A 24,536-nucleotide genomic window follows, 5' to 3' on the forward strand; every position below is an offset into this window, starting at 1 on the left:
CTGCGATCTTTTGATCTTTCGCTTGAGATTCAAGTGTCCAGGGAAAGATCGCAGCCTCGTTGCACTCGACAGCTCCTACATGGCTCCTGCGCAGCTCTTGAACGCACAGAAGTGCGTGTTGAGTTCCTTGGTCAGAACTGCCAATCCAGGGTCAGGCCCACGCCGTGGGTTTTGTCCCGGGAGCCGATCAGGCCGTTGTAGTCCAGGTTGACCCGCACATCCTTGGCGAGCGCGAGCCCGGCGCGGGCGCCGACCACGGCGGCGTTACGGTCCATGGACACGCTCTGCACCGCGAAGGTATTGCTGCTGCCGGCGAAGGCCAGGTCCTGTTCGGACGTGGTATGGCTCAGGTTGTGCTGCCAGCCGAGGGAGCCGGACAGCTGCAATTGCTGTTGATCCGACAGCGCCAGGGTGTGGCTGGCCCGCAGGCCCAGCGTCGAGAGCACGGCATCGCGGCGGTCGTCGCCACCGTGCAGGGCCGCGTTGTCGCCTTTCTCATGGAAGCTGTCGCTGTCCAGGTGCACATAGGCCAGGTTGGCGAACGGTTCCAGGGCCACCGCTTGCCCGTCCAGGCGATACGCCGCTTCGGTGAAGAGCTGGGTGGTCCGGGCATCGCGCTTGGTTTTCTCCCGGCCACTGACGTCGCCCCATTGCAGGTCACGCTTGACGTCGATGCGATGCCAGCTGTGGGCGCCGCCGGCGGTCAGGCGCAGCGCGTCGATCTGATGCCCAACATAGACACCCAGGTGATAGCTGTCGGCCTTGGCCGAGGAATGGGTGCCATCGCCCATGCTCAACGAACTGTCACTGTAGCCGGTGACGAAGCCCAGGCGTGTCTGTTCGCTGATCAGGCCATCGACACCGGCCAGCAATCCACCGATGGAGCTGGTGGCACTGGCTTGATCGTGCCCACCCTCGTTCTTGCCCCAAGCGCCCAGCACTTTGAACCAGGCATTGCTGCTGGCGTCGGTCGGCGTCCCGGCGTCGTAGAGCGCGCCTTGGCGCAGGCGATCAGCCATGGCGTCGCGCAATTGACGGCTGTCATTGATCAGCAGCGTGCCGATGGCCGGATGGATTTCACCGGACAACTGCTGGAACGCCTGCTGTGCCACGGCGGCGCTGGGTGCCAGCAGCAAGGCCTCGTACAACCCGTTGCCAGCGCCCAATTGCTCGGCGGCAGTGGCCACGGAACGCTGGTTGGGCGTCAAGCCGAGGCTGGCAAATGACGCATCGTTACGCTCGACCACCAGTTGAATGCCGCTGGCGCTGTACGCCAGGTCGCCCCCCAGAAACGCGTAGTTGGGCAAGACTTCAGCGAAACGCCCATCAATGCCACCAGCGGCCTGCAAGATATTAAACTGCCTGCCCAGCAAGCTCTTCACTTCGCCAGCCGTCAGCAGCGTCGGGCTGTTTTCCAAGGACAGCGACACCGTCGCCCCGTCGATGGATGCCTTGCCGCCCGCCACGATCAGGTCGCTGGAGGTGGGCGAGACTTCCACTGCGTAGTTCGAACCGGGTTGAAAGGTCACGTCGCCGGCCACCTGCAAGGTGCCGATGGAGTTGCCCGGCGCCACGCTGCCGCCGCGGCTGGCGGTCAGGCTGGCGATGCGCCCGTTGCCGCCGAGAATGCCGCCGTCGTTGACGGTAACCGCCGACGCCAGCGAGCCATTGATCGCCAGTCGCCCTTGATTGACCAGGGTCGGCCCGCTGTAGGTGTTTTCGCCGGTGAGCACCAGGGTGCCGATGCCTTCCTTGGTCAGCCCGCCGTGACCGGCAATGTCGTTGCGCCAAACGTCCAGGCCACATTGGACGCCGCTGCACACCCGTTCCGTGGGTTTGCCAGGATCGATGATCGCGCCGATGCCCGGCAAGTCCGCCACGAACTGACCGGAACCATAGGCGCCATCGATACGAAACTCCGCGGGAATGTCCTGTTCGGTCACCAGCATCGACGGACCGTCGATGGCCTTGCCGAGGTTGATCATGCCCCAGCCGTACAGCGAATCGACGCCCGGCGCGCCCATGTCGGTGGCGGTGGTACGCAACACGCTCGCGACCTGGTCGCCGGTCATATAGGGGAAACGCTCCATCAACACCGCCACGCTGCCAGCGACATGGGGCGCGGCCATGGACGTGCCGCTCTTGTTGGCGTAGCCCACGGTCAGGTCGTCGGCACGGGTGCCGCCGATCACGGCGCTGTAGACCCGGGTGCCCGGTGCCGACACGCAGAAACTGGCGGTGTAGCCGCAGCGCGACGAGAAGGTACTGATGGTGTACGGATCGGCGCTGGCGGTGTCCGGGTTGACCTGCAGCGCCGCCACGGTGAGCCAGTTCGGCGCGATGTCCGGGACGAAATACGCCAGGCCCGCAATGGCATCGGGATTATTGAGGTTGTAGTCGTTGCCCGCGGCGAAGATCGTCACGATCCCGCTGCGCGCCGCGGCGATGGCTCCCTCGTAGGCGCCGCCGGGCTTGGTGCCCAGCAGGGGTTTGATCTGATCGAATTGCAGTTGCGCATCCTGCACGGTGAAGTGCGGGAACGCCGGATCGCGGCCACCCTGGTCGAAACGGTCGGTGATACCAATGCCCCAGCTGTTGTTGATGATCCGTGCGCCGCTGGCGATCAACGCGTCCCAGCCGGCCTTGTACACCGCGCCATCGTTGCCGCGGATGATGCCGTCCTCGGGCCCCGGGTCGCCATTGTCAGCGCTGATGATCTGCGCATCGAACGCCACGCCGTGCATCGGGCTGCCATCGCGACTGCCGGCGGCGATCCCGCCGACATGGGTGCCATGGGACCCCAGCTTACCGTCCGAGCCGACGGTGGGTGAACCGTCGTAGCGGAACGGATCACCCGCCTTCACCGGGATGTAGGGGTCGGTGTATTCACGAATGCCGCTGGTGACCAAGGTCACGACTTTGCCGGTGCCGGAGAACTCCGGGTGGGCCGCGTAGACCGGCTGGTCGAAGATCCCCAGCTTGACGCCCTTGCCGGTGTATCCGGCGGCGTAGGCCTGCTGCGCGTTGATCGCCCCCAACCCCCATTCGGCGTTGAATTCGTTGCTGCGCCAGCTGTCCGGGTCACCGGCCCTGCCGCCCTCTACATAAGGCGCCGCCTGGGCCGTGCCCAAGGTCGCCAGTGCGCAGAGCATGGCGTGGTTGAGGGCCTTGAGCAGGAACAGGCGACCTGTCGGCCTGGGGTGTTTTTTGTTATCGACTTTCATCACGAACCATCCTTAGTAGCGCTTTATCAATTGTTGTAAATCCCTTCTGTGGCGAGGGGATTTATCCCCGCTCGACTGCGAAGCAGTCGCCTGAGGGCCCGAGGTCTGTCTGGAAGAACACGGTGTTTGGGGTGGGGCCGCTCCGCAGCCCAGCGGGGATAAATCCCCTCGCCACAGGTCATTGAATGGGCACCCGGGACACAAACGCCTCATCCACCTTCGCCAGGTCCTGCGGGCCAAGGGTGCCGGCGTAGTAATGCAGCTTGGTCCAGGCCATGAGGTAGTCGTAGCGGGCCTGGGCCAGGTCGCGGCGAGTGGTGTAGAGCTGTTGCTCGGCATTGAGCGCGTCGAGGTTGACCCGCTCGCCGCCGAGGATGCTTTGCCGGGTCGATACCACCAGCGCTTCGGCGGAGCTGAGGGCTTTCTGGTAGGCGCGCAGTTTGTTCATCCCCGACACACAGGCGCTGAACTGACGGCGCAGTTCGATCAGCGTCTCGCGGGTCTTGGCCTCCAGCTCGTATTCGGCCTGTTCCATGTTGCGGCTGGCCTGGCGGGTCGACGCCGAGACACCGCCGCCGGCATACAGCGGCACGCTGACTTCCAGGCCGATGGTGTTGGTGTCGTAGCGCTGGTTGTAGGTGTTGCCACTTTCCGATTCGTTCTGGCGCATTGTTGCGTAGGCACTGACCTTGGGCAGGTGTCCGGCGCGGTTGCGTTCGACCTCGAAGCGCGCCACATCCACCGCTTGGCGCTGGGACGCCAGGCTGGGGTTATTGCTCACCGCCAGTTCGTGCCAGGTGTCGAAACTGGCCGGCTGCAAGGCAAAGGTCTGGAAGGTGTCGTGCAAAGGCGCCAGGTCGCCGATATCCAGGGCCGGGACGCCTATCAGCGAGCCGAGCTCACGCAAGGCGGCGTCCTGCTCGTCCCGCGCCTCGATTTCTTCGGCGATTGCCAGCTCATAGCGCGCCTGCGCCTCGAGGATATCGGTACGCGTGCCTTCGCCCTGGCGAAACAGTTGTTCGTTTTGCTGGAATTGCTGCTCGAACGCCTTTTTCTTGGCCTGGGCAATGTCGATCTGATCCTGGGCGAACAACGCCTGGGTGTACTGACTCAGCACCCGCACCAACAGCGCCTGGCTCTTGTCCCGAAAACTTTCGTCGGCGAACAATGCCTGGGCCACGCCCTTTCGGTAGGCCGCGTACGCTTCGTAGTCCAGCAAGGGTTGTTGCAACGTCAGGCTGGAGCCGTAGCTGCTGTAGTTGCGATCGTCATGCTGGCTGGCGCCACGTTCATTGAGGTAGGTGACCTTGGATTGGTTGCGGCCCTTGTTGTAGCTGTAGCCCAAGTGCGGCAACAGCCCGGCACGGCCGATGGCGCGGTTCTCCAGGCCCGCATCGCGCTCCTTGATCGCGCCCAGGTAGACCGGGTCATTGCGCAGGGCCTGCTCGTAGAACTCGAAGGGCCCCATGGCCCAGGCGTTGCCGCACACGGAAACGGCCAGCACGGCCATCCAATAGAAACGCTTCATACCGCCAGACATCCTTATTCTTCGGTCAACGCAGAGCCGGCTCGGTCGAGCAGCGGTTTGAACAGGTAGTTGAGCAACGAGCGCTCGCCGGTACGTACGAACATTTCGGCCGGCATGCCGGGCTTGATCACCAGACCGTTGAGCTTGTCCATCGCCACGTCGCTGACGCTGCTGCGCAGCACGTAATAAGGCGCGCCGGTCTTCTCATCGAGCATCTGGTCGGCGGAAATCAGGCTGACTTCCCCCGGCACCCGCGGCGTGCGGTTCTGGTTGAAGGCGGTAAACAGGATGTCCACCGGTAAATGCGGGCCGACCTTGTCGATCAGGTGCACCGGCAGGTGCCCTTCCACCTCCAGCCGCGTGCCCTGGGGGACGATCTCCAGCAAGGTGTCGCCCTGGCGTACCACTGCGCCTTCGGTGTGCACGCCCAGGTTGACGGCGATGCCGTCGGCGGTGGCGAGGATTTCGCTGTGTTGCAACTCGAACCCTGCGGATTTCAGTTGCTGTTGCAGGGTTTCGCTCTTGAGCTGGGCGTCGGCCAACTGACTGCGCACTTCTTTCTGGTATTCCTCGTTGTGCTGCTGCAACTTCAGGCGCGACTCGACGATCCCTTGCTCCACCCGCCCGCTTTCGCCGCTGTTCTGCGCCAGTTCCTGCTGCACCTGCGACAACTGGCGCTGATAGTCCAGCAGGCGGTTGCGCGGGATGTAGCCGTTGTCCGCCAAGGGCTGCAGGTTGCCCAGTTGCAGACGCAGGGATTCGGCCTGGGCGGTCAAGTCGCCGCGGGCCCGACGCATGCCGGCCAATTGCGCCGTGGCGCCCTCGATGCTGGCGCGTAACGCAGCCTGCTCCCGGGCGAAGGCTTCGCGGCGACTGCTGAACAGTTGCCGCTGGCCTTCGAGCACCAGGGCCAGGCGTGGATCGGGATCGCGACTCAGTTCAGCCGGGAAACTCACCTGCAACAGGTTGTCCCGCTCGCTTTGCCAGCGTGCCAGGCTGGCCCAGGTCATCCGGTACTGGGCCTGCAGCGATTGCACATCGGCGGCCGCCTGGGTCTGGTCCAGGCGAAACAGCGGCTGGCCCTGCTTCACCGCCTCGCCTTCGCGCACCAGGATCCGGCTGACCACACCGCTGCTCATCGATTGCACCGCCTTGCGCTTGCCTGAAACCACCACGGTGCCTTGCACGGGGATGCCTTGGTCCAACGGCGCCAGGCTGGCCCAGGTGAAAAAACTGCCGGCCCCCACCAGCGCCAGTATCCAGCCCATGCGGGTGAAGAAACGGGCGTCGCGCTCCGGGCGTTCAATGTCTTGAGCCTGTTCGAGGTTCATCTGGCATTCCTTGCTCATGCGCCACCCGGTTTGCTGGCAGCTTGGTACTGGCGACTCATGCTCAATCCGTTGGGGGTCGGCTGGGAACGGTCCCGCTGTGGTGTCTCCGATTGGCCGGACAGCGCCCGCAGCACTTCCTGACTAGGCCCGAAAGCCTGTAGCCGGCCTTCGTTGAGCACCAGCAGTTTGTCGGCCTGGGCCAGCGCCGAGGAGCGATGGGTGACCAGCACGACGCTGGTGCCCTGGGCCTTCATCTGCGCAATGGCACCGGCAAGCGCGGCCTCGCCAACCGTGTCGAGATTGGAGTTGGGCTCGTCGAGCACCACCAGGCTCGGTCGGTCGTACATCGCCCGGGCCAGCGCAACCCGTTGCTTCTGCCCGCCGGACAAACCACCGCCGTCCTCCCCCAGCACGGTGTCATAGCCCTGGGGCAGGCGCAGAATCAGCTCATGAACCCCGGCCTGTTGCGCGGCGGCGACGACTTTCTGCGGATCGGCATCGCGAAACCGGGCGATGTTCTCGGCGATGCTGCCGCTGAACAGTTCGATGTCCTGAGGCAGATAGCCGATGTGGGGGCCGAGTTGGTCGCGATTCCAGCGATGAATGTCAGCCCCGTCGAGGCGCACCGTCCCGGCGAGGGTCGGCCACACGCCCACCAAGACCCGGGCCAGGGTGGACTTGCCGGAACCGGACGCTCCCAGCACGCCCAGTACGTCCCCGGCAGCCAGGCTGAAACTGACCTGCTGCAATGTCGCGTTGCGTTGCCCCGGCGGGCCGGCACTCACGTGCTCAAAGCTCACTTGGCCTTTGGGCGCTGGCAGCGTCATGCCGTCGTCCTGGGGCGCAAACGCCTGCAACAGCACATCGAGACGGCGGTAAGCCAGCTTGGCGCCGCTCCACTGCTTCCACACGGCAATCAATTGGTCGATGGGGCTCAACACCCGTCCCATGAGGATCGACCCGGCAATCATCATCCCGGCGGTCATGTCGCCCTTGATCACCAGCAATGCGCCCAGGCCCAGCACCAGTGATTGCAGGCACAGGCGCAGGGTCTTGCTCAGGGAACTGATCACCGCGCCAGTATCGCTGGCCTGGTTTTGCAGGCCGAGAAAGCGTGAGTGCACGGCAAACCAGCGGCTGCGCAGCGCCGCGAGCATGCCCATGGCCTGGATCGTTTCGGCGTTGTGCAAATGGCTGGTGGCCAATTGGCTGGACTGTTGCGAGTAGACGCTGGCCTGCCCCAAGGCTTTTTTGGTCATGGCCTCGTTCAGGCATGCCAAGCCGATCAACAACAGCGTGCCGACGGAGGCAAACACGCCGAGCCACACGTTGAACAGGTAGATCACCAGCAGATAGACGGGAAACCATGGCGCGTCGAAGAACGCGAACAGAGCCGGGCCGGTGAGGAATTGGCGAATGTGCGTGAGGTCGCCCAGGGATTGCCCGGCGTTGCCTTCACCCTGGCGCAGATTGCGCTCGAACGCGGCCCGGTACACCTGAAGGTTGAAGCGTCTTTCCAACTGGCTGCCGATGCGGATGACCACGAAGCTGCGTACCATTTCCAGCAGCCCGATAAACACAAAGAAACCCACCACCATCAGCGACAACATCACCAGGGTGGTTTCGTTCTGTGATGACAGCCCGCGGTCGTACACTTGCAGCATATAAATCGAAGGCGCGAGCATCAGGACGTTAATCAGCGCGGTAAAACAACCGACACTGATCAGAATACTTTTATAATCGCCCAACGCTTTAAACAGCGGCGCCGAGGCAGCGCTCCTTGCCTTGTTCATGAACCTTCCTTGTTGTTGGCGTCGCCAGCGAACTGGCCGTTAGTTCAACTGACCAATCTTTGATTCTTTATTCGGTCCACACCGACACGCACGCCTGTTTGAACAAGCGTGTTTCAATCATTGCGCAACTGTACTAACTCGTTAATGAGCGCTCCGGGGCTTATTCCGTTCAAGGCTAAGTATCAAACCGGACTTCAAGGTGATTTGATAATGATGTTCCTGACGCAACCCCAGGTGCGTCCTGGAGTCTTGCTTGCCGATCAGGGAAAGACCGTCTGGCTCGGTAAACCAACGAACCGGCTCATCCCCCAACCAGTGCCCCAGGCACTCGGTTTGCCCACCCAGGGTCTGGTCTGCCTTGAGCTCGACAATGCACGTGTTGGACGGTTTGTCCTGCATCGCCTGGCTTTGCGCGGTGTCCTGCGGGCTCGACAAGACGGCCAGCCATTGACCGGCCAACTGCGAGGGTTCTGCTAACAACAGGCTGCGCGCCATGGCGACTTCTCCACAAAACATCATCAGCGTAGCGAGCAACCCGACGGTTGCCTGAACGCTACAGGGCATCGATTTTCTACGCATTCGCTTGATCCTGGCCCGGTTCCTGTAGGCGCGTCGCGCGAAGCGAGGCTGCGCCTACAGGGGTTTAGCCTTACGCCACGATATCCGAGGCCGCCGCCTGGCCAACGGTGCTGACCAGGAAGTCAGCCACGCCGTGCCCGGAGAAGTCCACCGACAGCAGGCTGTTTCCACCCGACGTCGACAGCACCGCATCGCCCGCCGCACCGGTGAAGGCGCTGACGAAATGCAGGCCGGCGCCTTTGGTGATGCCGGTCAGGTCGATCTTGTCCAGGCCGCTGACGAAATCGAGGATCTGATCGGTTGCCCCCGGCCGCGAATCGGAACTGGCGGCGAACACGAAGGTGTCCGAACCCGAACCGCCCCAGAGCTTGTCCGCACCACCGGCGCCCCACAGGATATCGTTGCCGGCACCGCCCTTGAGTTCGTTGGCCACCGAGTTGCCGATCAACAGGTCGCTGCCCGAGCCACCGATGGCGTTTTCGATGACGGCGCCCTTGGCGATGGACACGTTACCCACCATGCCACCCACGTCAGAGAACGAAGCGTCATTGAGGTTGATCTTCTGGTTCTGGGTGAACCCGGAGAAATCCAGGGTATCGCGGCCGCCCGCGTCCCATACCGAAAACACCACTTTGTCCGACGACGAAGAGGCACTGAGAAAATCGCGACCGGTGTTGGAGTTGAAACCGTAGGTCGAGTCGCCGGTACGGGTCGAGGTGTTGGCACCGTAGAGCTTCTGGATGGCCGCGATGTCATCCATCAGCGGACCCGAAGCGTAGGCTTCGACGCCGCCCTTGCTGAAGTTCTGGTCGGTATTGCTTTCGCTCCAGTAGCTCATGATGCTGTAGCCACGGGTGTCCTGGCCATAGGTGGCGTCATCGTAGGTCGGGCTGCCTTCGCCGGCGTTGTAGTCACCCGGGTGGGCCAGGCCGAGGGTGTGACCGATTTCGTGGGTCAGGGTCTGGCGGCCGTAGTTGTTCAGGTCCGGGTTCTTGTTCTGGGTGTAGCTGCTGTTGATCAGGTACCAGGACGTCCCGTCATAGCCGGCGCCGGTCCCCGGCAGATAAGCGAACGCCGCTGCGCCATCCTGGCCGCCGCTGTAGTTGCCGAAGGTCATGTGACCGTCGCCACCGCTGGCTTTCTCGGTGAAGGTGACATTGGCCACGTCCGCCCAGGATTGCATGGCCAGGGCGGCCTGGCCTTTCTGCTGGGCGCTGAACTGGCTGAAGCCGCTGATCCCATGTTTGTTCATGGTGCTGGAAGAAGCAGACGTCAGGAAGGTATAGGTCAGCTCGATCTTGCCGCTGCCGTCCCGGTCCTGGTAAGCGGCGCCGTCGCGCAGCAACTGCGTGGCCGCCTCGTCGACGGAGTACGACGGCTTGCCGTTGACGGTCAGGTTACCGCCGCGGTCGTATTGGTGGCTGAAACTATTGATCTGGTTGAACGCATTACTGGGAGCCGCCAGTTGCGGAGCCCAGAGCAGTTGTTCGGCAGAATCGATAGCGCTGTTTTTGACTTTCGACATAAACACACTTCCTTGTTTGCAAATGGAACAATTTAGTCAGACAGACGATCTCTGGCGAGATCGTCCTATCACTCGCCCAATGAGGACGTAAGAAACCTGACACAATTGGAAATCAAACGTCTAGCAATTTTTTTGTTCAATTTCACGCCCTGCCCTTTAACGCCCATAAACAATAGGTTTCTGCCTCGCTAGTGCGCGCACTCAACTGCCCGAGTTGCAGATTGTCGGACAAAACTCTATTTAAATATTAAATAGCGATAACTAGTCATTCGTCCACGGTGTCGCACTTCCACCAACTAAGTGCCAGCGAAGTGCTATTAATGAATATCTACCAAACCTCTACGGTTTACTTGCGCACACTTCTCGCAAACAGCCTCGAAGCCAGCGATGTACGGGGTCAGCGTCCATCCGCGGATGCCAGAGCATGGCGATCGTGAACCCAGGCACCGGGAACGGCAGCGCGAAACTGTACAGACCGACCCGCAGGCTAGTGGTGTAGCGCTCAGGCACGCTGGCTATCAGGTCGCTGGAGCGAACCAACCCCAGCGCCGAGGAGAAACCCGGCACGGTGGTCACGATGTCCCGGGACAGGCTCAGCGCCGCCAGGGCCTGGTCGATAAGGCCATGGTCCAACCCGCGCATCGAGACTCCGACATGCCCACCCGCCGCATAGCCAGCGGCGCTCACCGCCGCGTTGCTCAGCGGGTGGCCCGTGCGCACCACACCAATCAAGCGGTCGCTGAACAACGCCTGGGTTCGCAACTCCGGGCTGGTGTCCTTGTCTACGACGGCAGTCTCCAGGTCCACGGTGCCTTCGCGAAGCGCCGTGCTGTCCCGGTCGGTCTTTTCCACGAAACGCAACCGCACGCCCGGCGCTTGCTCGCGAATACGGGCGATCAGATCGATGGCGAAGTTTTCCACAAATCCCTCGCGGGTGCGCAGGGTGAAGGTACGGCTCAAGCGCCCAAGATCCGGCGTCGTCACCGGGCGCAGTACCGCCTGAGCCTGCTGCACCAACTGGCTGACCTGTTCACGCAACTCCAGCGCACGGGGTGTCGGCACCAGCCCTCGCCCGGCCCGAACCAACAGCGGGTCACCGGTGGTTTCCCGCAGCCGCGCCAGTGCCCGGCTCATGGCCGACGGGCTGAGCCGCAGCCGCCGGGCAGCACGGACCACGCTGCCTTCCGAGAGCAGCACATCGAGGGTGACGAGTAGATTGAGATCAGGCGAAGACATGGCGAAGTCCTGAATTGAATAGATGGCGTCTGGTGCAGCTATAACCTGCAAACGCTGCGCCTTCCGCCATGTTATGCACAGCTGTAACGTTCTGACAGCGCCGTTTCGAGCGCCACGCAGACAGGTGAGACAATGAACCCCATCAACACGCAACCAAGCCAGCCGGCAACCGCACCTGCGAGCCGGTTCTCTTCACCGCGTTGGGCCCTGGCCAGCCTTGCGCTCTCGACGCTGTTGGCCTCCCTGGGCGCCAGTGTGGCTGCCGTGGCGTTGCCGACGCTGGCCCAGGCCCTCGAGACCTCCTTCCAGCAGGTCCAATGGGTGGTGCTGGCCTATCTGCTCGCCATGACCACGCTGATTGTCAGCGTCGGCCGCTTGGGTGACCTGATCGGCCGTCGCAAACTACTGTTGGCCGGCATCGCCTTGTTCACCTTGGCCTCGCTGCTTTGCGGCCTGGCCCCTTCGCTTTGGCCGCTGATTGCAGGCCGGGCGCTGCAAGGCCTGGGGGCTGCCATAATGATGACATTGACCCTGGCCTTGGTCGGCGAAACGGTCGCCCAGGAAAAAACCGCCAGCGCCATGGGGCTGCTGGCAACGCTGTCGGCGGTGGGCACGGCTCTTGGGCCGTCCTTTGGCGGCCTGCTCATCAGTGGGTTCGGCTGGCAGGCCTTGTTCCTGGTCAACATCCCCCTCGGCCTGCTGACGTTATGGCTGGCGTGGTACTCGCTACCGGTGCGGCAAGTGCCGTCGAAGGCGGAAACGATTCGTTTCGATATCACCGGTACGGTGCTGTTGGCGTTGACGCTCGCCGCCTATGCCTTGGCCATGACCGCCGGGCGCGGGAGCTTTGGCGGGTTGAACATTGCGCTGCTACTGGCCGCGCTGGTGGGCGGCGCGCTGTTCGTTCGGGTCCAGTCCCGGGCCGTGTCGCCGCTGATTCCCTTGGCCGTATTTCGCGACAAGTCATTGGTCTCGGGCCTGGCGACGAGCGCCCTGGTTGCAACGATCATGATGGCGACGCTGCTGGTCGGGCCTTTTTACTTATCCATCACCCTTGGGCTACCAGCGACCTTCGTCGGCTTGGCGCTGGCGACAGGGCCAACCGTCGCGGCACTGGCCGGGGTGCCTGCCGGACGCCTGGCGGGTCGGTTCGGTGTGCAACCCATGCGGCTCGTCGGCCTGGCGACCATGGCCCTCGGCTGCCTGATGCTGTCACTGGTTCCCCCTGCCCTTGGCAGCGCCGGCTATATCAGCGCCATCGTGGTGACGACCCTGGGCTACGCGTTTTTCCAGACCGCCAACAACACGGCCGTCATGGTCGATGTGGCCGCCCAAAGGCGAGGCGTCATCGCCGGGCTGCTCAACCTGTCGCGCAACCTGGGTTTCTTCACCGGTGCCTCGGTGCTCGGCGCAGTGTTTGCGAGCGCAGCGGCGACGAATGGCATCACCCACGCCAGCCCCGAGGCCGTCACGAACGGCCTGCACACCACCTTCGCCGCCGCCCTGGCGATGGCGGCCCTGGCGGTGTTCATCGCCTTGAAATGCCGCGTGCCAGAGCGGTTAGGCGATGCCAAGGACACGCCCAGGCAAGCGTGATGGCATTCTGAGCAGCGCCGCTTAAGTCGTGATCCAGATCAAAAAAAGTGAACCAATCGCAAAACGGACTGAAAAAATCCACATGAGCTTCATTTTCAGGTGCTATTTTTAGTTCTCACTGGTAGAGCCATGATGGCTCTTCCTTCCTGACATGAGCAAAAGGAAGCGCTCGATTGAAGAAGGCGGGCAACACATGAATAAAGGATCTTTCAGCAAGGTTACGTTCCCCAACGCTTGCCAGTTGATGCGCTGGCACTTCCATCCCATGGGATTCGAAGCGAGCATGGATGCGCCTGGCAGTATGGTTGCCCGGTTGTTTGACCGTGCCAGCGGCGAGACGATGATCGCCATTGCCGGAATTCCCTGCGCGACGGTGATGAATGCGCCGGATGTGGAACGAATAATCGAGGCCGTGGAGGCCGAGCTGGAAGCGTTTGTGCCACCGGTAGGGTTGCGGCGGTTCGCTTCCTGACAGGGAACAGTGCTTATCATTTGAAAGCGGCGCCTTCCTCTCCAGGGAAGGCGCCGCTTTTCTATGGCTTCTCAATACGCCTTTGCCACAGCTTCATCCTTTGCGGGCACGACGGTGGTCAGCGAAAAAGGGCTTGTCCGCTGCAATACGATCCGAAGCCTTAGGTGCATTGGCCGCCTGTGCATCCTGCCCATCGACATACCAATAACAATGCTGCACGGCACGAGTGATGCCCACATACGCCAGGCGCAGGATTTCGTCTTTTTGCGCCGTGTCGTAGGGTTCGGCGTCTCCATCCTGACCTAACCCGGCCATGCGATAGACCTGATTCTTGTAGGGTGAACTGCTCAGGTGCTGGCAGTCGCCCAATAAGAACACCGCATCCGCCTGGAGCCCCTTGGCGCTGTGGTAGGTCATTTGCCTGAGCCGCCGGGCGTCGTACGGCAAGCTAGAATCGACATTAACTGTTGACTGAATATGCTTTTCCATCAACAGCTTATCGCTACTTTTTCGATACAGCATCAAGATGGAGTCACCCTTGCGATAGTGCTCCTCCAGTCGCAGGGCCAGCCCTTCGTCGTCTCGATCCAGCACATTGACCGGGCTCAGCGATCGGGGCACGCCACTGGCCTTGGCTTTTTTGCCTGGGATAGCCGCAGCGGCACGCACGATGTGCTCGGCCGCGTCGATGATGTGTTGGTGGCTGCGGTAGTTGTCGGTGAGCATCACCCGAGTTGTCGTCGGTGACGGGAATTGCTTGTTGAATGCCATGAAGTAGCTCGGCGAGCTGCCGCGCCAGCCATAGATCGATTGCCAGTCGTCCCCGACACACAACAAGGAAGAACGCTGGGCACCGCGTCCCACGTGCAGCGCAGGACCACGGCTGCGAACCTCCCGAAGACTGGCGCGAAGCCAGGAGACGATCTGCGGCGATACGTCCTGGAACTCGTCGATCATCAGGTGCGATAGCGGCCTGAGCAAGGCATCACCCAGCAACTTGAAATTTTCCGGCGAGTGTTCGCTGAACAGCGCGAACATACGGTTATAGGTCATGATCGGCGGCGATTGATCGAGCAAATGGTCTTCGAATGCCCGCCAGTAACGGCTCAGCGCCTCGAAGAAATACCGGTCGGGGTCATCCTGGGCAAAGGCCATCCGGCCCACGGCGTCGGGGACGTCCAGGCCAAGGTTCTCGATAAAGCCCGCCGCCGCGACAAAACAGTCCAACAATGGCGCCGAACCCAGTTCGCCCTTGACCTTATAGTCGAACCCGGGGCCGGCGCTGGCGTCGCCGGCCATGGATGCCACCACACGTCTTGATGCCTCGTAACTTTCAAGCCATATCAGTGGCTTACGGCAGAAAGCTTGAAACAAGGTACGCTTTACCGCCCACTCCGCACGGATACTCAACTTGGCGCCCGGACGACTGAGCCGGGCGTCTTCCCGCGGATCGAAACCCAGCATCACCCAGGCATCCAGTGAGGGCGCGTAGCCATGGCAGTGGAACGTCGAACCATTGATTTCGAATGTGTGTCGCTTTGGCTCGATCCCCTTGATTGGCCAGGCACCGGCGCGAAACCACAGGTCTTCGACGGCATCGCACAATTCTTCGTCGCGCTGGGCCGCCAGTTCGGTCACGGCCACCCGTTTTTGCACATCCGGGTGATCGCGCTCCAGTTCCTTGAGTTGCAGGGCGTGGCGGGACAACGGCTGGATCAGCTCACGGAAACGCGCATCCCGCTGGTAAAGGTTGTAGTAACAGGCGTTGAGTTGCTGACGTTGGACATCGTTGATGCGCAATTCAAAGGGATTGCCTTGGGCGTCGTCGTCCGCTTCGGCGCGATGACTCAGGGTCTCGAAGGCCTGGAGCCGCTCGAACCCGGGCAGGCTGCGGACCATGGGCAAGATACGCGAATGAAAGGTGCGCACCAGATCACGCGCTTGCTTGAGGCTGACGGTTCGCCCCCACAGGGCAAACACTTCGATCAATTTCTGAATGAAGTCCTTGCGCGACTCCCGGGTAAACGTCACCACGGTCATTGAGTCCAGTTCGAAGCCCAGGTAGTGGGACAGCAACACAATCCGCAGCACCAGGGTCGTCGACTTACCCGCACCCGCCCCGGCGACCACCGAGGTAGACGGTGTGTCGCTGAAAATCATCTTCCATTGCGCGGCACTCGGTTGCGCATGGGCCGGCAGCAATCGGGCGACGTCGGCCTTGATACGTTTCTTCAACTCGGTGGTCAGCGGCAGGCGCCAGTCATCGAACAGCAAATCATCCACCTGCGGTGCCGGATGCTCTGTGCTGCGCGAATCACGGATCAACAGGACCTGGCGGCCCTCCTCAAGCCCTTCGGCCCTGCCTTCCTTATAGCCATAGTCGAAACCGGCGGTATGACCACTGCGGAAGCCGTCGGCCTGGCCGTGCAACCAGGACGCTCGGTGCTGGGCGCGCAGACGCGTCAGGCCATGGCCGAAGAATCGGGCGGCCAGGCGCTTGAGCAAGGGCATTTGGGCCAGGGGCAGGAGCTCGGGGGGAAGATCGGGAGTGTGTTGCGACACGCTGGGGACTCCGGTGTTCATGAACCATGCGGCTATGGTGTCTGTATTTGCTGTCAGGTTCCACCAAAAAGCTTTTAAGTCATGGGTTTAGGCGATGAAGTGAAAGTTGGCTCACGATTTCATATCTGGTTAGCCGATAGGTTTGACGCGGTTTTTACGCTTTTTGTCGATGATTTCCTTCGCGAGAATAGCGCCATCAACCATTGCTTTCGCTCCCAGCGAAAAGGACACCAACATGCTCGAACTCAGGCCCTTCGCCACGTTGGGCGCCGCCAACCACGGCTGGCTGGATGCCCACCACCATTTTTCGTTCGCCGAGTATTACGACCCGCAACGCATGCACTGGGGCAACCTGCGCGTCTGGAACGACGATGTCATCGCCCCCGGCAGCGGTTTTCCCCAGCACCCGCACCGGGATATGGAAATCATCACCTATGTGCGCGAAGGCGCGATCAGCCACCAGGACAACCTGGGCAACAAGGGCCGTACGGAGGCTGGCGACGTACAAGTCATGAGCGCGGGCACAGGAATCGCCCACAGCGAGTACAACCTGGAGTCGACGGCCACGCGCATTTTCCAGATATGGATCATTCCCAACGAAGAAGGTCTGGCACCGTCGTGGGGCGCCAAACCGTTTCCCAAGGACTCGCGCGAAGGCTTCGTGACCTTGGCCAGTGGCAAGGCCGACGACGACCAGAGCCTGCGCATTCGCGCCGACGCGCGACTGGTAGCGGCCAATCTCAAAGCGGGTGAAAGTGCGGAATACCGGCTGGACGCCGGACGACGAGCTTATCTTGTGCCGGCCACAGGATTGATAGAAATCAATGGGTTGCGCGCACAAGCTCGAGACGGTGTTGCGATTGAAAATGAACGGATGTTGCGGGTGACCGCGATCGAAGACAGCGAAATCGTGCTCGTGGACCTCGCCTAACCCAGCATCGCTGCACTGCTGCTCTTGTGGCGCGGGAGCAAGCTCCCTCGCCACAAGCTCACATCACAGGTATCACTTGCTGGTGATCGCCCCATCCACCAACGTTTGCGCCTCAGCCACCAGTTGCTTGAGGTGCGCATCGCCAATGAAGCTTTCGGCGTAGATCTTGTAGATATCCTCGGTACCGGACGGACGCGCCGCGAACCAGCCGTTTTCGGTCATGACCTTCAGGCCGCCGATGGCCTGGTCATTGCCCGGTGCATGGCTGAGGATGCTCTGGATCTTCTCCCCCGCCAGTTCGGTAGACGTCACCTGATCCGGCGACAGCTTGCTCAACAGGGCCTTCTGTTGCGGGTTGGCCTTGGCATCGACGCGTACCGAGAACGGTTCGCCCAGTTCGTCGGTCAGGGCGCGGTAGGCCTGGCTTGGGTCGCGACCGGTGCGCGCCGTCATTTCAGCCGCCAACAACGCCGGAATCAGGCCATCCTTGTCGGTACTCCAGACACCGCCATCCTTGCGCAAGAACGAAGCACCGGCGCTTTCTTCACCGCCAAAGCCCAGGGAGCCATCGAACAGGCCGTCGGCAAACCACTTGAAACCCACCGGCACTTCATAGAGACGGCGCCCCAGGCGCTTGGCGACGCGATCGATCAGGCCGCTGCTGACCACTGTCTTGCCCACGCCCGCATCGGCACGCCATTGCGGGCGATTCTGGAACAAGTAGTCGATGGACACCGCCAGGTAATTGTTCGGCGCCAACAGGCCGCCGGACGGCGTCACGATGCCATGGCGGTCATGGTCCGGGTCGCAGGCGAAGGCCACGTCGAAGCGCTCCTTCAGGCCAATCAAGCCTTGCATGGCATGGCTGGAAGATGGGTCCATGCGGATCTGTCCATCCCAGTCGACGGTCATGAAACGGAAGGTGGAATCCACGTGGGTGTTCACCACCTCCAGGTCCAGGCGGTAATGCTCGGCAATGGCCGGCCAGTAGCGCACGCCCGCGCCGCCCAACGGATCGACGCCCAGGTGCAACCCGGCGCTGCGGATGGCATCGAAATCGATGACATTGACCAGGTCCGCCACGTAAGTGTTGACATAGTCGTGACGGTGGGTGGTATCGGCTCTCAGGGCCTGCTCGTAGCTGACTCGCTTGACGCCGGCGAGCTGGTTGGCCAGCAGTTCGTTGGCCTTGGCTTCGATCCACTTGGTGATATGGGTATCGGCCGGGCCGCCGTTGGTGGGGTTGTACTTGTAGCCGCCACTTTGCGGTGGGTTGTGGGACGGCGTGATGACGATACCGTCCGCCAGGCCCGAGGTGCGTCCACGGTTGTAGCAGAGAATGGCGTGGGAAACCGCCGGCGTCGGGGTGTATTCATCCCCCTCGGCGATCATGACGGTCACACCGTTGGCCGCGAAGACTTCCAGTGCGCTGGCACCTGCCGGAGTCGACAGCGCGTGGGTATCGATACCGACGAACAACGGCCCGTTGATGCCTTGCGCTTCGCGGTACAGGCAGATTGCCTGGCTGATAGCCAACACGTGCCACTCGTTAAAGCCCAGGTCGAAGGAGCTGCCACGGTGACCGGAGGTGCCGAAAGCCACGCGCTGGGTCGCAACCGAGGCATCGGGTCGGCCGGTGTAGTAGGCCGTCACCAGTCGCGGGATATCGATCAACAACTCTGCCGGTGCCGGCTTGCCCGCAAATGGACTGACTGTCATGCAAAACCTCTGAGTGGAGTGGCTCGGGAAATGGGGTTCAGTTTACTGACAGTTCGACCGTGGCGCGACGGGTTCGATCCATCGCCGCCGATTACGCTTGTTCGAGCCTCAGGGCGTCGGCCAGCGCGCAGAGTGCGGCATCCAGGTCCTGGGGCCCATTGAGCGCATGGGTCAGACGCATATGTTGCCCATACAGGCCATGAAGGCTGAACAACTCCCCCGGGGCGATGACAATTCGCTGGGCCAGCAGCCGATGGAAAACCCGCCGCAAATCAACCCGTCGCGTCGAGCGTATCCAGATCGTCGCGCCACCTTGGGGTTCTGCCCATTGCAGGCTATCGCCCAGCCGTTCGCGCAGCAATTGTGCGGTCGAAACCGCGCTTTCGCGCAGCAGGCGCCGCAACACCAGCAAATGCTGGTCAATCCGCCCATTGCTGTACAGCCGGGCGATGGCTTTCTGGCGAATCGGCGACAAACGAAACGCGCGCAACAGGAAATGTCGTTGCAGGTGCAGGGTCATCTGGCGCGACAACACGTAGCCATATGGCGCCTCTGGACCGATGGTCTTCTCGAACGTGGAGTAGACGATCAATCGGTCCGGGTCGAGCAAGTCCCGAAAAGGCGTCGCCCCGGCCTCGAACGCCAGGTCTGTATGGCTGTCGTTCTCCAGCACCCAGGTGCCATGCCGTTCCAGCAAGTGGGCGATGACGCGACGGTTCTCTTCAGGAACCAGCGAGCCCGTTGGCATGTTCAGGACTGACGACAGCACCACCAGGCGCACCGTTTCGCTCTCCAGCAGTTGTTCCAACTGCTCGATGTCGATTTCCCCGCCAGCCAGCAGTGGCAGCTCGATGATGTTGATGTCGGCCGCCTGTAGCAGGCGCAACACAGCCCAGTCGCAGGGCGACTCGATCAGTACTGTGGCGCCCCTGAGTGCCAGCACGGCGATCAGGATCTCCAGGACACCCCGCAGGTCGGCACCGATGTAGACGTCATCGGCATTCCAGCAACGGGCCGGCGAAGAGGTGTAGCGGGCCGCCAGTGCGGTACGCAGCTCCAGCTCGCCCCAGGGTTGCGAGGGCGTCTGCGAGGAACGTGGATACTGGCGCAGCAGCTCGCGCTCGAGCAACAGCATCGGGCTGTCCAACGGCTGCATCGACGCTGGCTCGTCTGCACTGAGCACCAGCATCCCGGGCCGCCGGGCATTGACGTACACGCTCTCGAGCAAATCGTCCCCGCCATCCAGGGTCGTCATGCTGGGTGCCGGCAGCGCGTAATAACCGGACTTGGCGATCGAGTAGACCCGCCCTTCCTTCTCCAGCAATGAATAAGCGTACTGGATGGTCGATATCGACACGTTCAGACGCTCGGCCAATTGCCGCAACGAAGGCAGGCGCACCCGCGCATCGACCTCCAGTTCGTTGATCAACGTGGTCAGGTAGCGATAAACCGCCTGGTAGGCGAAGTCTGTCTCCCGGCAACCTTTCATGGGGTCACGCCAGGCGAACAGGTTGCAGTCGGCCAGGCTGCAACGCCGGGCATCACGACCAGGGACGAGGTAGACGAGTCCATCAAACCTCGTTCCTCAGTGCCTTGCCGAGCGTTCGTTCGGCTCATCGGCGGCCTGCCCGGCTTCTACGGTATCAACGTCGTCAAGGGCCTGCTGCAGATCAACTTCCGGAACTGCCTCCGGCTGTTCCGGCACGGTGACGCTCGCCCGGTACAGCTTGCCAAGGATGTCGATGGGCAGGCCACTGACGTCGACCATCCATTGCGCGATCTGATCGGCGACCGCCGCGCCCTGCATGGCCTTGTGCAGGTCCGGCATCGCCACCAGCATGCCCGGGTGGCAACAGCGCAGGAAGTGTTCCAGGCCCTCGCCCTGCCCCACGAATGGCGCGAACAGCATGCACACCAGTTGTGTTTCGCTGAGCCCCAGGACCCTTTGCGCTTCGAGGGCGGCGTAGGCGCGGCGCTCGGGAATCGCCGAAGGTGAGCCGAACAACGTCCGGGCCTGCTCGCAGGCGTGTTCCGGCAGTTGCTTGCGATGCATGATCATGATTGCCCGCTGCACGTAGTCGCTGTATCCCGTTTCGTAGCTGCGCCCTTGCACGTAGCAGGCCTGCAGGCCATGTAAATGAGCCGACAGCAGCGGGCTAAGGTATTCGTTTTCAATCGCCGAGGGCATGAGGCCATCGGTCTGCACTCGCAGGAATTCGTTGAAAAGCGGCCAGTTGGTGCCCTCCAGGCGGTCGACGATCAGGTCGTCGATGCCGATGTGGCTCATCCGCCGGCAGGCCTCGAAATGCCCCTCGGGCTTCCAGGCGCCAAGGCGCTCGGGACCGTAGAAATGCTCGTAGAGGTCACTGCTCAAGGTATCGAGGTGCGCGAAGAGGCTGTCGAAGCACCCGATATTGTCGGTCGGCAGACCGATTTTGCGGGCCGCACGACGCAGGCCTGAAATGAACTGTTTTTGCTGGCGCGGCGTATCGCTGCTGACCATCGAGTCCACGCCAGACTCCCACCGGGCCATGTGCCGATAGAATTCGGCCATCGCCAGGTAACCGTCGTTCCCGATCTCCAGGGGACTGTCGACCGAACGAAGGTGCCCCAAGGCCAGCAGGTCCATGCGATTGGCCTCGTGCCCCGCCACCGACAAGGGCTGCCGGTGATTGAACGGCAATACCTCGCGGTTATCCGCCATCAGCAATTCGACCCGGGGATCGTCATAGACAAACAGTGCGCTGTAGCAGCGGTGGATGTTCTCCAGCGTCGCCTGGGTGGTTTCGCTCAGGCGCGGCGTGGCGACGCGCAAGGCGAAGGTCACCGGATGCCGGCCCGCGATGCTCAACTGGGCGGCCCGCAAGGCGGTCAGTACATAAAAGCTCTCCCGGCTCCCGTTCTGGACCGTCAACACACGATAATCGCCAATCCGATCAATGCCCCCGGCGGCGACAATCAAGCGCTGGATCAAAAGCTGCAACGCGGTCCGTTCGGCCCGGGAATAAAAACCCAACAAACGTTGCAGTATCTGTTGATATACGTGAGTCATTGCCTGCTCATGAATTGCACTCATAGCCATTTACCTGAAATTCAACTATCGGCGCCGCACCCGCACCAACGTGACCGCGCGACGTGTTGGTCTGAATGAATCGTTCTAGTACTCAAAGAGTATTAGCAATACGCCCAAGCGTTGCTTGTCGTAATTATTTGATACATACGCAGAAAGTCACCCCATGCGCCTGGGTGCCGCCGCTGCGGGCCTTTAAAACACGGGGCCTTGCCGGGCTAGCGGTACGTCCTAGGAGAATTCCGACAACGTCCCACAGACAATGAGTACGAGAAATAAGGAACTTACCGAACTTTAATTGACCTTCTACCCCACCCTGTTTTCTCCAGGATCGATAGATAGCCCCGTGCCAATTAACGCTCGCTGTACCTTGAATGCGCCTTGAAGGATGAAAGCCTTCGAAAAAGTTACACCGCACCACGACTTCTTCCTTGATATGGAAATCAGCGTTCAATTATCAGGACTTAAATAATGATTAGAAGATACAGATTGAGGGCAAAAACCAGTTCAGATGTTCACCGGCAAACCGTTTCTGCTTCAAGCGAACCGGGACAGGTTGCTTGAGGGGCACTGCGAGGCACAAACGCACCGCCGTCAGGCGCCAGTGCGTGGTAAAGGAGAGATGGAGATCGAACCGAAGGCAGCGCAAGAGCCCGGCGATGACTCTTGCGCAAGACAGGTATCAGGCGGGGTCGACGACCTGAAGGGCAACGCGCTCACGGCAAGGGCATTCACCCATGTACCGGTGCGCTTCGACAAACTCGGAGAACGGGAAAACCCGAGTCTTGAGTGGCAACAGCACGCGATCGGCGGTCAGTTGGTTGATATCTCGCAATGCTCGCTGCAACGCCACCTGGTCCTGGAGGATGCCCAGTTCCGGTTTGCCGGTAAAGTTGCCGATGCAGTGCACGAAGAACTGAATATTCTTCTGGAACGCCGCGCAGGCCGGGAACGGCGTCTGGTTGCCGCCCTGCAAGCCATACAGCACCAGGCTGCCACGGGGTGCCAGTACATCGCCCAACAGCGACATCTGCGGCCCGCCAAGGCCGTCGAATACCACATCGACGCCACGGCTGTCGGTGAGCTTGTTGATTTGCATCAGCAAGTCCTGCTCCTCGGTGACGATGACTTTCTCGGCGCCCAGCGACAGCAGGTATTCACGCTCGTCAGCTGTCTTGGTGGCCGCAATCACCCGCACGCCCAAGGCCTTGCCCAACTGGACAAAAGACGGGCCGGCGCAATGACTGGCATCGGTGACCAGGGCGAATTGCCCCGGTTTGACCCGCGCCAGGTCCATGTAGGCGAAATAAGCGATCAACAGCGGCGTGTAATGCACGGCGGCTTCGATCGGGCTGAGCACGTCGGGATAACGGGTCAGCGCGGTGCGCGGCAGTACGATGACTTCACCGTACACCGGATAATCGTTCGGGCTTTCGGCTGGAAAACTGGCGACCTTGTCGCCCACGGCCAAGTCATCGATGCCGTCGCCGACGGCGGTGACCACGCCGGCCATTTCATGGCCCAGCCCCGAAGGCAGACGTGCCTGGGAGGACGCCAGGTTCTGGCGCCACAAGGTGTCGTACCAACTGATGCCGATCGCTTCGACGCGGACCTGCACTTCTCCTGGCGCAGGAAGAGCCGCCGCATGCTCTTCGCATTTGAGCACCTCGGCACCACCAAACTTGTGAAAACGGATCGTGCGGGACATCGCAAACCTCGTCAAAGTAACCTCTAATGCCATGAACTCTATCCGGGCTTTGTGGCCAAGACTATCAGTGGCTATTAATAGTCGACATGCCTGTCATTGATTCCGCAGCAAGAAAAACCAACCACTCCTGTAGGACTTAACCTAAGAAAACTCAATTAGCCGGTGCAGAGTACCAGCCTTTCCCCGTAAGATTCATGCCGGCCATTGTTCCCATATGGCCGCTCACGTCAAGCTTACCGAATCTGCCAGGACCCCAGATGAATCGTAATGACCTGCGGCGTGTCGATCTGAACCTGTTGATCGTATTCGAAACGTTGATGCATGAACGCAGCGTGACTCGCGCGGCCGAGAAGCTGTTTCTTGGTCAGCCGGCCATCAGCGCCGCACTGTCGCGCCTGCGTAGCCTGTTCGATGACCCGCTGTTCGTGCGCACCGGCCGTAGCATGGAACCATCGGCCCGGGCGGTCGAAATCTTCGCCCTGCTCTCTCCGGCCCTGGATTCGATTTCCACGGCAGTCAGCCGCGCCGCGGAATTCGACCCGGCCACCAGCACCTCGGTGTTTCGCATCGGCCTGTCGGACGACGCCGAATTCGCCCTGCTGCCCATGCTCCTCAAACGCCTGCGGGCCGAAGCGCCGGGCATTGTGCTGGTGGTGCGCCGGGTCAACTACATCCTGATGCCGGGCCTGCTGGCGTCCGGTGAAATCTCCATCGGCGTCAGCTACACCGACGACCTCCCGGCCAACGCCAAACGCAAGGTCTTGCGGCGTAGCATGCCCAAAGTATTGCGGGCCGACACCGCGCCGGGACGACTGACCCTGGACGAATTCTGCGCCCGCCCCCACGCCCTGGTCTCCTTTGCGGGGGACTTGAGCGGTTTCATCGATGAAGAGCTGGCAAAACTCGACCGTAAACGTCATGTGGTGCTGGCCGTGCCGCAGTTCAACGGCTTGAGCACCCTGTTGTCGGGCACCGACATCATCGCCACCGTGCCCGACTACACCGCCGACGCACTGACCGCCGCCGGTGGCGTACGCGCCGAAGACCCGCCCATACCGGTGCGCAGCTTCGAACTGCATATGGCCTGGCGGGGCTCTCAGGACAATGATCCTGGGGAGCGCTGGTTGCGTTCGCGGATTCAGATGTTTTTTGGCGACCCTGAGAGTCTTTAGGTGTCGTCGGGCAGGCTGTTTAGCTGATCATTTTTGCCTTCACAAACCATGGAGCTCCATCCACTTCCAGTGGGTTGCTACATTGGGGGC

Annotated in this window: 16 protein-coding genes; 4 read left to right on the top strand and 12 right to left on the bottom strand. The window is 61.7% G+C overall.

Annotated features, from left to right (window positions below; translation table 11 throughout):
* Window positions 1–131 precede the first annotated feature (131 nt).
* The 7 genes from BLP82_RS01095 to BLP82_RS01125 all read right to left on the bottom strand — a co-directional run bounded on the left by BLP82_RS01095 (window position 132) and on the right by BLP82_RS01125 (window position 11,216).
* On the bottom strand, window positions 132–3,152 hold the full coding sequence (locus tag BLP82_RS01095; protein WP_371914094.1) for an autotransporter domain-containing protein: 3,021 nt from the start codon (window positions 3,150–3,152) through the stop codon (window positions 132–134).
* 250 nt (window positions 3,153–3,402) lie between these two features.
* Window positions 3,403–4,752, bottom strand: a complete 1,350-nt coding sequence (locus BLP82_RS01100) for a TolC family outer membrane protein (protein WP_092164590.1) — start codon at window positions 4,750–4,752, stop codon at window positions 3,403–3,405.
* A gap of 14 nt (window positions 4,753–4,766) precedes the next feature.
* The gene (locus BLP82_RS01105) at window positions 4,767–6,101 is read right to left on the bottom strand and encodes an HlyD family type I secretion periplasmic adaptor subunit (protein ID WP_092164591.1); all 1,335 of its coding nucleotides are present in this window, start codon (window positions 6,099–6,101) and stop codon (window positions 4,767–4,769) included.
* A complete protein-coding gene (locus BLP82_RS01110) occupies window positions 6,098–7,876 on the bottom strand; it encodes a type I secretion system permease/ATPase (RefSeq protein ID WP_092164592.1) in 1,779 nt (592 codons plus the stop codon). The genes BLP82_RS01105 and BLP82_RS01110 overlap by 4 nt, the downstream gene beginning before the upstream one ends.
* 141 nt (window positions 7,877–8,017) lie before the next feature.
* On the bottom strand, window positions 8,018–8,440 hold the full coding sequence (locus tag BLP82_RS01115; RefSeq protein WP_092165017.1) for an AprI/Inh family metalloprotease inhibitor: 423 nt from the start codon (window positions 8,438–8,440) through the stop codon (window positions 8,018–8,020).
* 85 nt (window positions 8,441–8,525) lie between these two features.
* On the bottom strand, window positions 8,526–9,980 hold the full coding sequence (locus BLP82_RS01120) for a serralysin family metalloprotease (RefSeq protein ID WP_092164602.1): 1,455 nt from the start codon (window positions 9,978–9,980) through the stop codon (window positions 8,526–8,528).
* Between the two features lie 339 nt (window positions 9,981–10,319).
* Window positions 10,320–11,216 (bottom strand): LysR family transcriptional regulator, encoded by an 897-nt coding sequence (locus BLP82_RS01125; protein ID WP_092164604.1) that lies wholly within the window; start codon window positions 11,214–11,216, stop codon window positions 10,320–10,322.
* Between the two features lie 132 nt (window positions 11,217–11,348).
* On the opposite strand from BLP82_RS01125, the gene BLP82_RS01130 reads away from it, so the two are divergent.
* Complete coding sequence (locus BLP82_RS01130) at window positions 11,349–12,812, top strand: MFS transporter (protein WP_092164606.1); 1,464 nt, start codon at window positions 11,349–11,351, stop codon at window positions 12,810–12,812.
* Between the two features lie 193 nt (window positions 12,813–13,005).
* Window positions 13,006–13,284: a DUF1652 domain-containing protein gene (locus BLP82_RS01135; RefSeq protein ID WP_003201764.1), complete on the top strand. Its 279-nt coding sequence runs from the start codon at window positions 13,006–13,008 to the stop codon at window positions 13,282–13,284.
* A 93-nt stretch (window positions 13,285–13,377) separates the two neighbouring features.
* Here the strand turns inward: BLP82_RS01135 and BLP82_RS01140 are convergent, their stop codons facing one another.
* Complete coding sequence (locus tag BLP82_RS01140) at window positions 13,378–15,846, bottom strand: UvrD-helicase domain-containing protein (protein WP_092164608.1); 2,469 nt, start codon at window positions 15,844–15,846, stop codon at window positions 13,378–13,380.
* A gap of 235 nt (window positions 15,847–16,081) precedes the next feature.
* Between BLP82_RS01140 and BLP82_RS01145 the strand changes: the two genes are divergently transcribed.
* Window positions 16,082–16,777 carry a pirin family protein gene (locus tag BLP82_RS01145; RefSeq protein ID WP_092164610.1) on the top strand — a complete coding sequence of 232 codons (696 nt, stop codon included), beginning with the start codon at window positions 16,082–16,084 and terminating at the stop codon, window positions 16,775–16,777.
* 72 nt (window positions 16,778–16,849) lie between these two features.
* Here the strand turns inward: BLP82_RS01145 and pgm are convergent, their stop codons facing one another.
* The 4 genes from pgm to BLP82_RS01165 all read right to left on the bottom strand — a co-directional run bounded on the left by pgm (window position 16,850) and on the right by BLP82_RS01165 (window position 23,274).
* Complete coding sequence (gene pgm / locus BLP82_RS01150; RefSeq protein ID WP_092164612.1) at window positions 16,850–18,496, bottom strand: phosphoglucomutase (alpha-D-glucose-1,6-bisphosphate-dependent); 1,647 nt, start codon at window positions 18,494–18,496, stop codon at window positions 16,850–16,852.
* A gap of 91 nt (window positions 18,497–18,587) precedes the next feature.
* A complete protein-coding gene (locus BLP82_RS01155; RefSeq protein WP_092164614.1) occupies window positions 18,588–19,985 on the bottom strand; it encodes an aminotransferase-like domain-containing protein in 1,398 nt (465 codons plus the stop codon).
* Between the two features lie 96 nt (window positions 19,986–20,081).
* A complete protein-coding gene (locus BLP82_RS01160) occupies window positions 20,082–21,572 on the bottom strand; it encodes a hypothetical protein (protein WP_092164616.1) in 1,491 nt (496 codons plus the stop codon).
* Between the two features lie 676 nt (window positions 21,573–22,248).
* Window positions 22,249–23,274, bottom strand: coding sequence for a zinc-dependent alcohol dehydrogenase family protein (locus tag BLP82_RS01165; RefSeq protein ID WP_092164618.1), 1,026 nt, complete (start codon window positions 23,272–23,274; stop codon window positions 22,249–22,251).
* Window positions 23,275–23,531: 257 nt separating this feature from the next.
* On the opposite strand from BLP82_RS01165, the gene BLP82_RS01170 reads away from it, so the two are divergent.
* Window positions 23,532–24,446, top strand: coding sequence for a LysR family transcriptional regulator (locus BLP82_RS01170; RefSeq protein WP_014338228.1), 915 nt, complete (start codon window positions 23,532–23,534; stop codon window positions 24,444–24,446).
* Window positions 24,447–24,536: the final 90 nt, after the last annotated feature.

The organism is Pseudomonas sp. NFACC37-1, from assembly GCF_900101575.1.
GTDB classification, from domain to species: domain Bacteria; phylum Pseudomonadota; class Gammaproteobacteria; order Pseudomonadales; family Pseudomonadaceae; genus Aquipseudomonas; species Aquipseudomonas fluorescens_AA.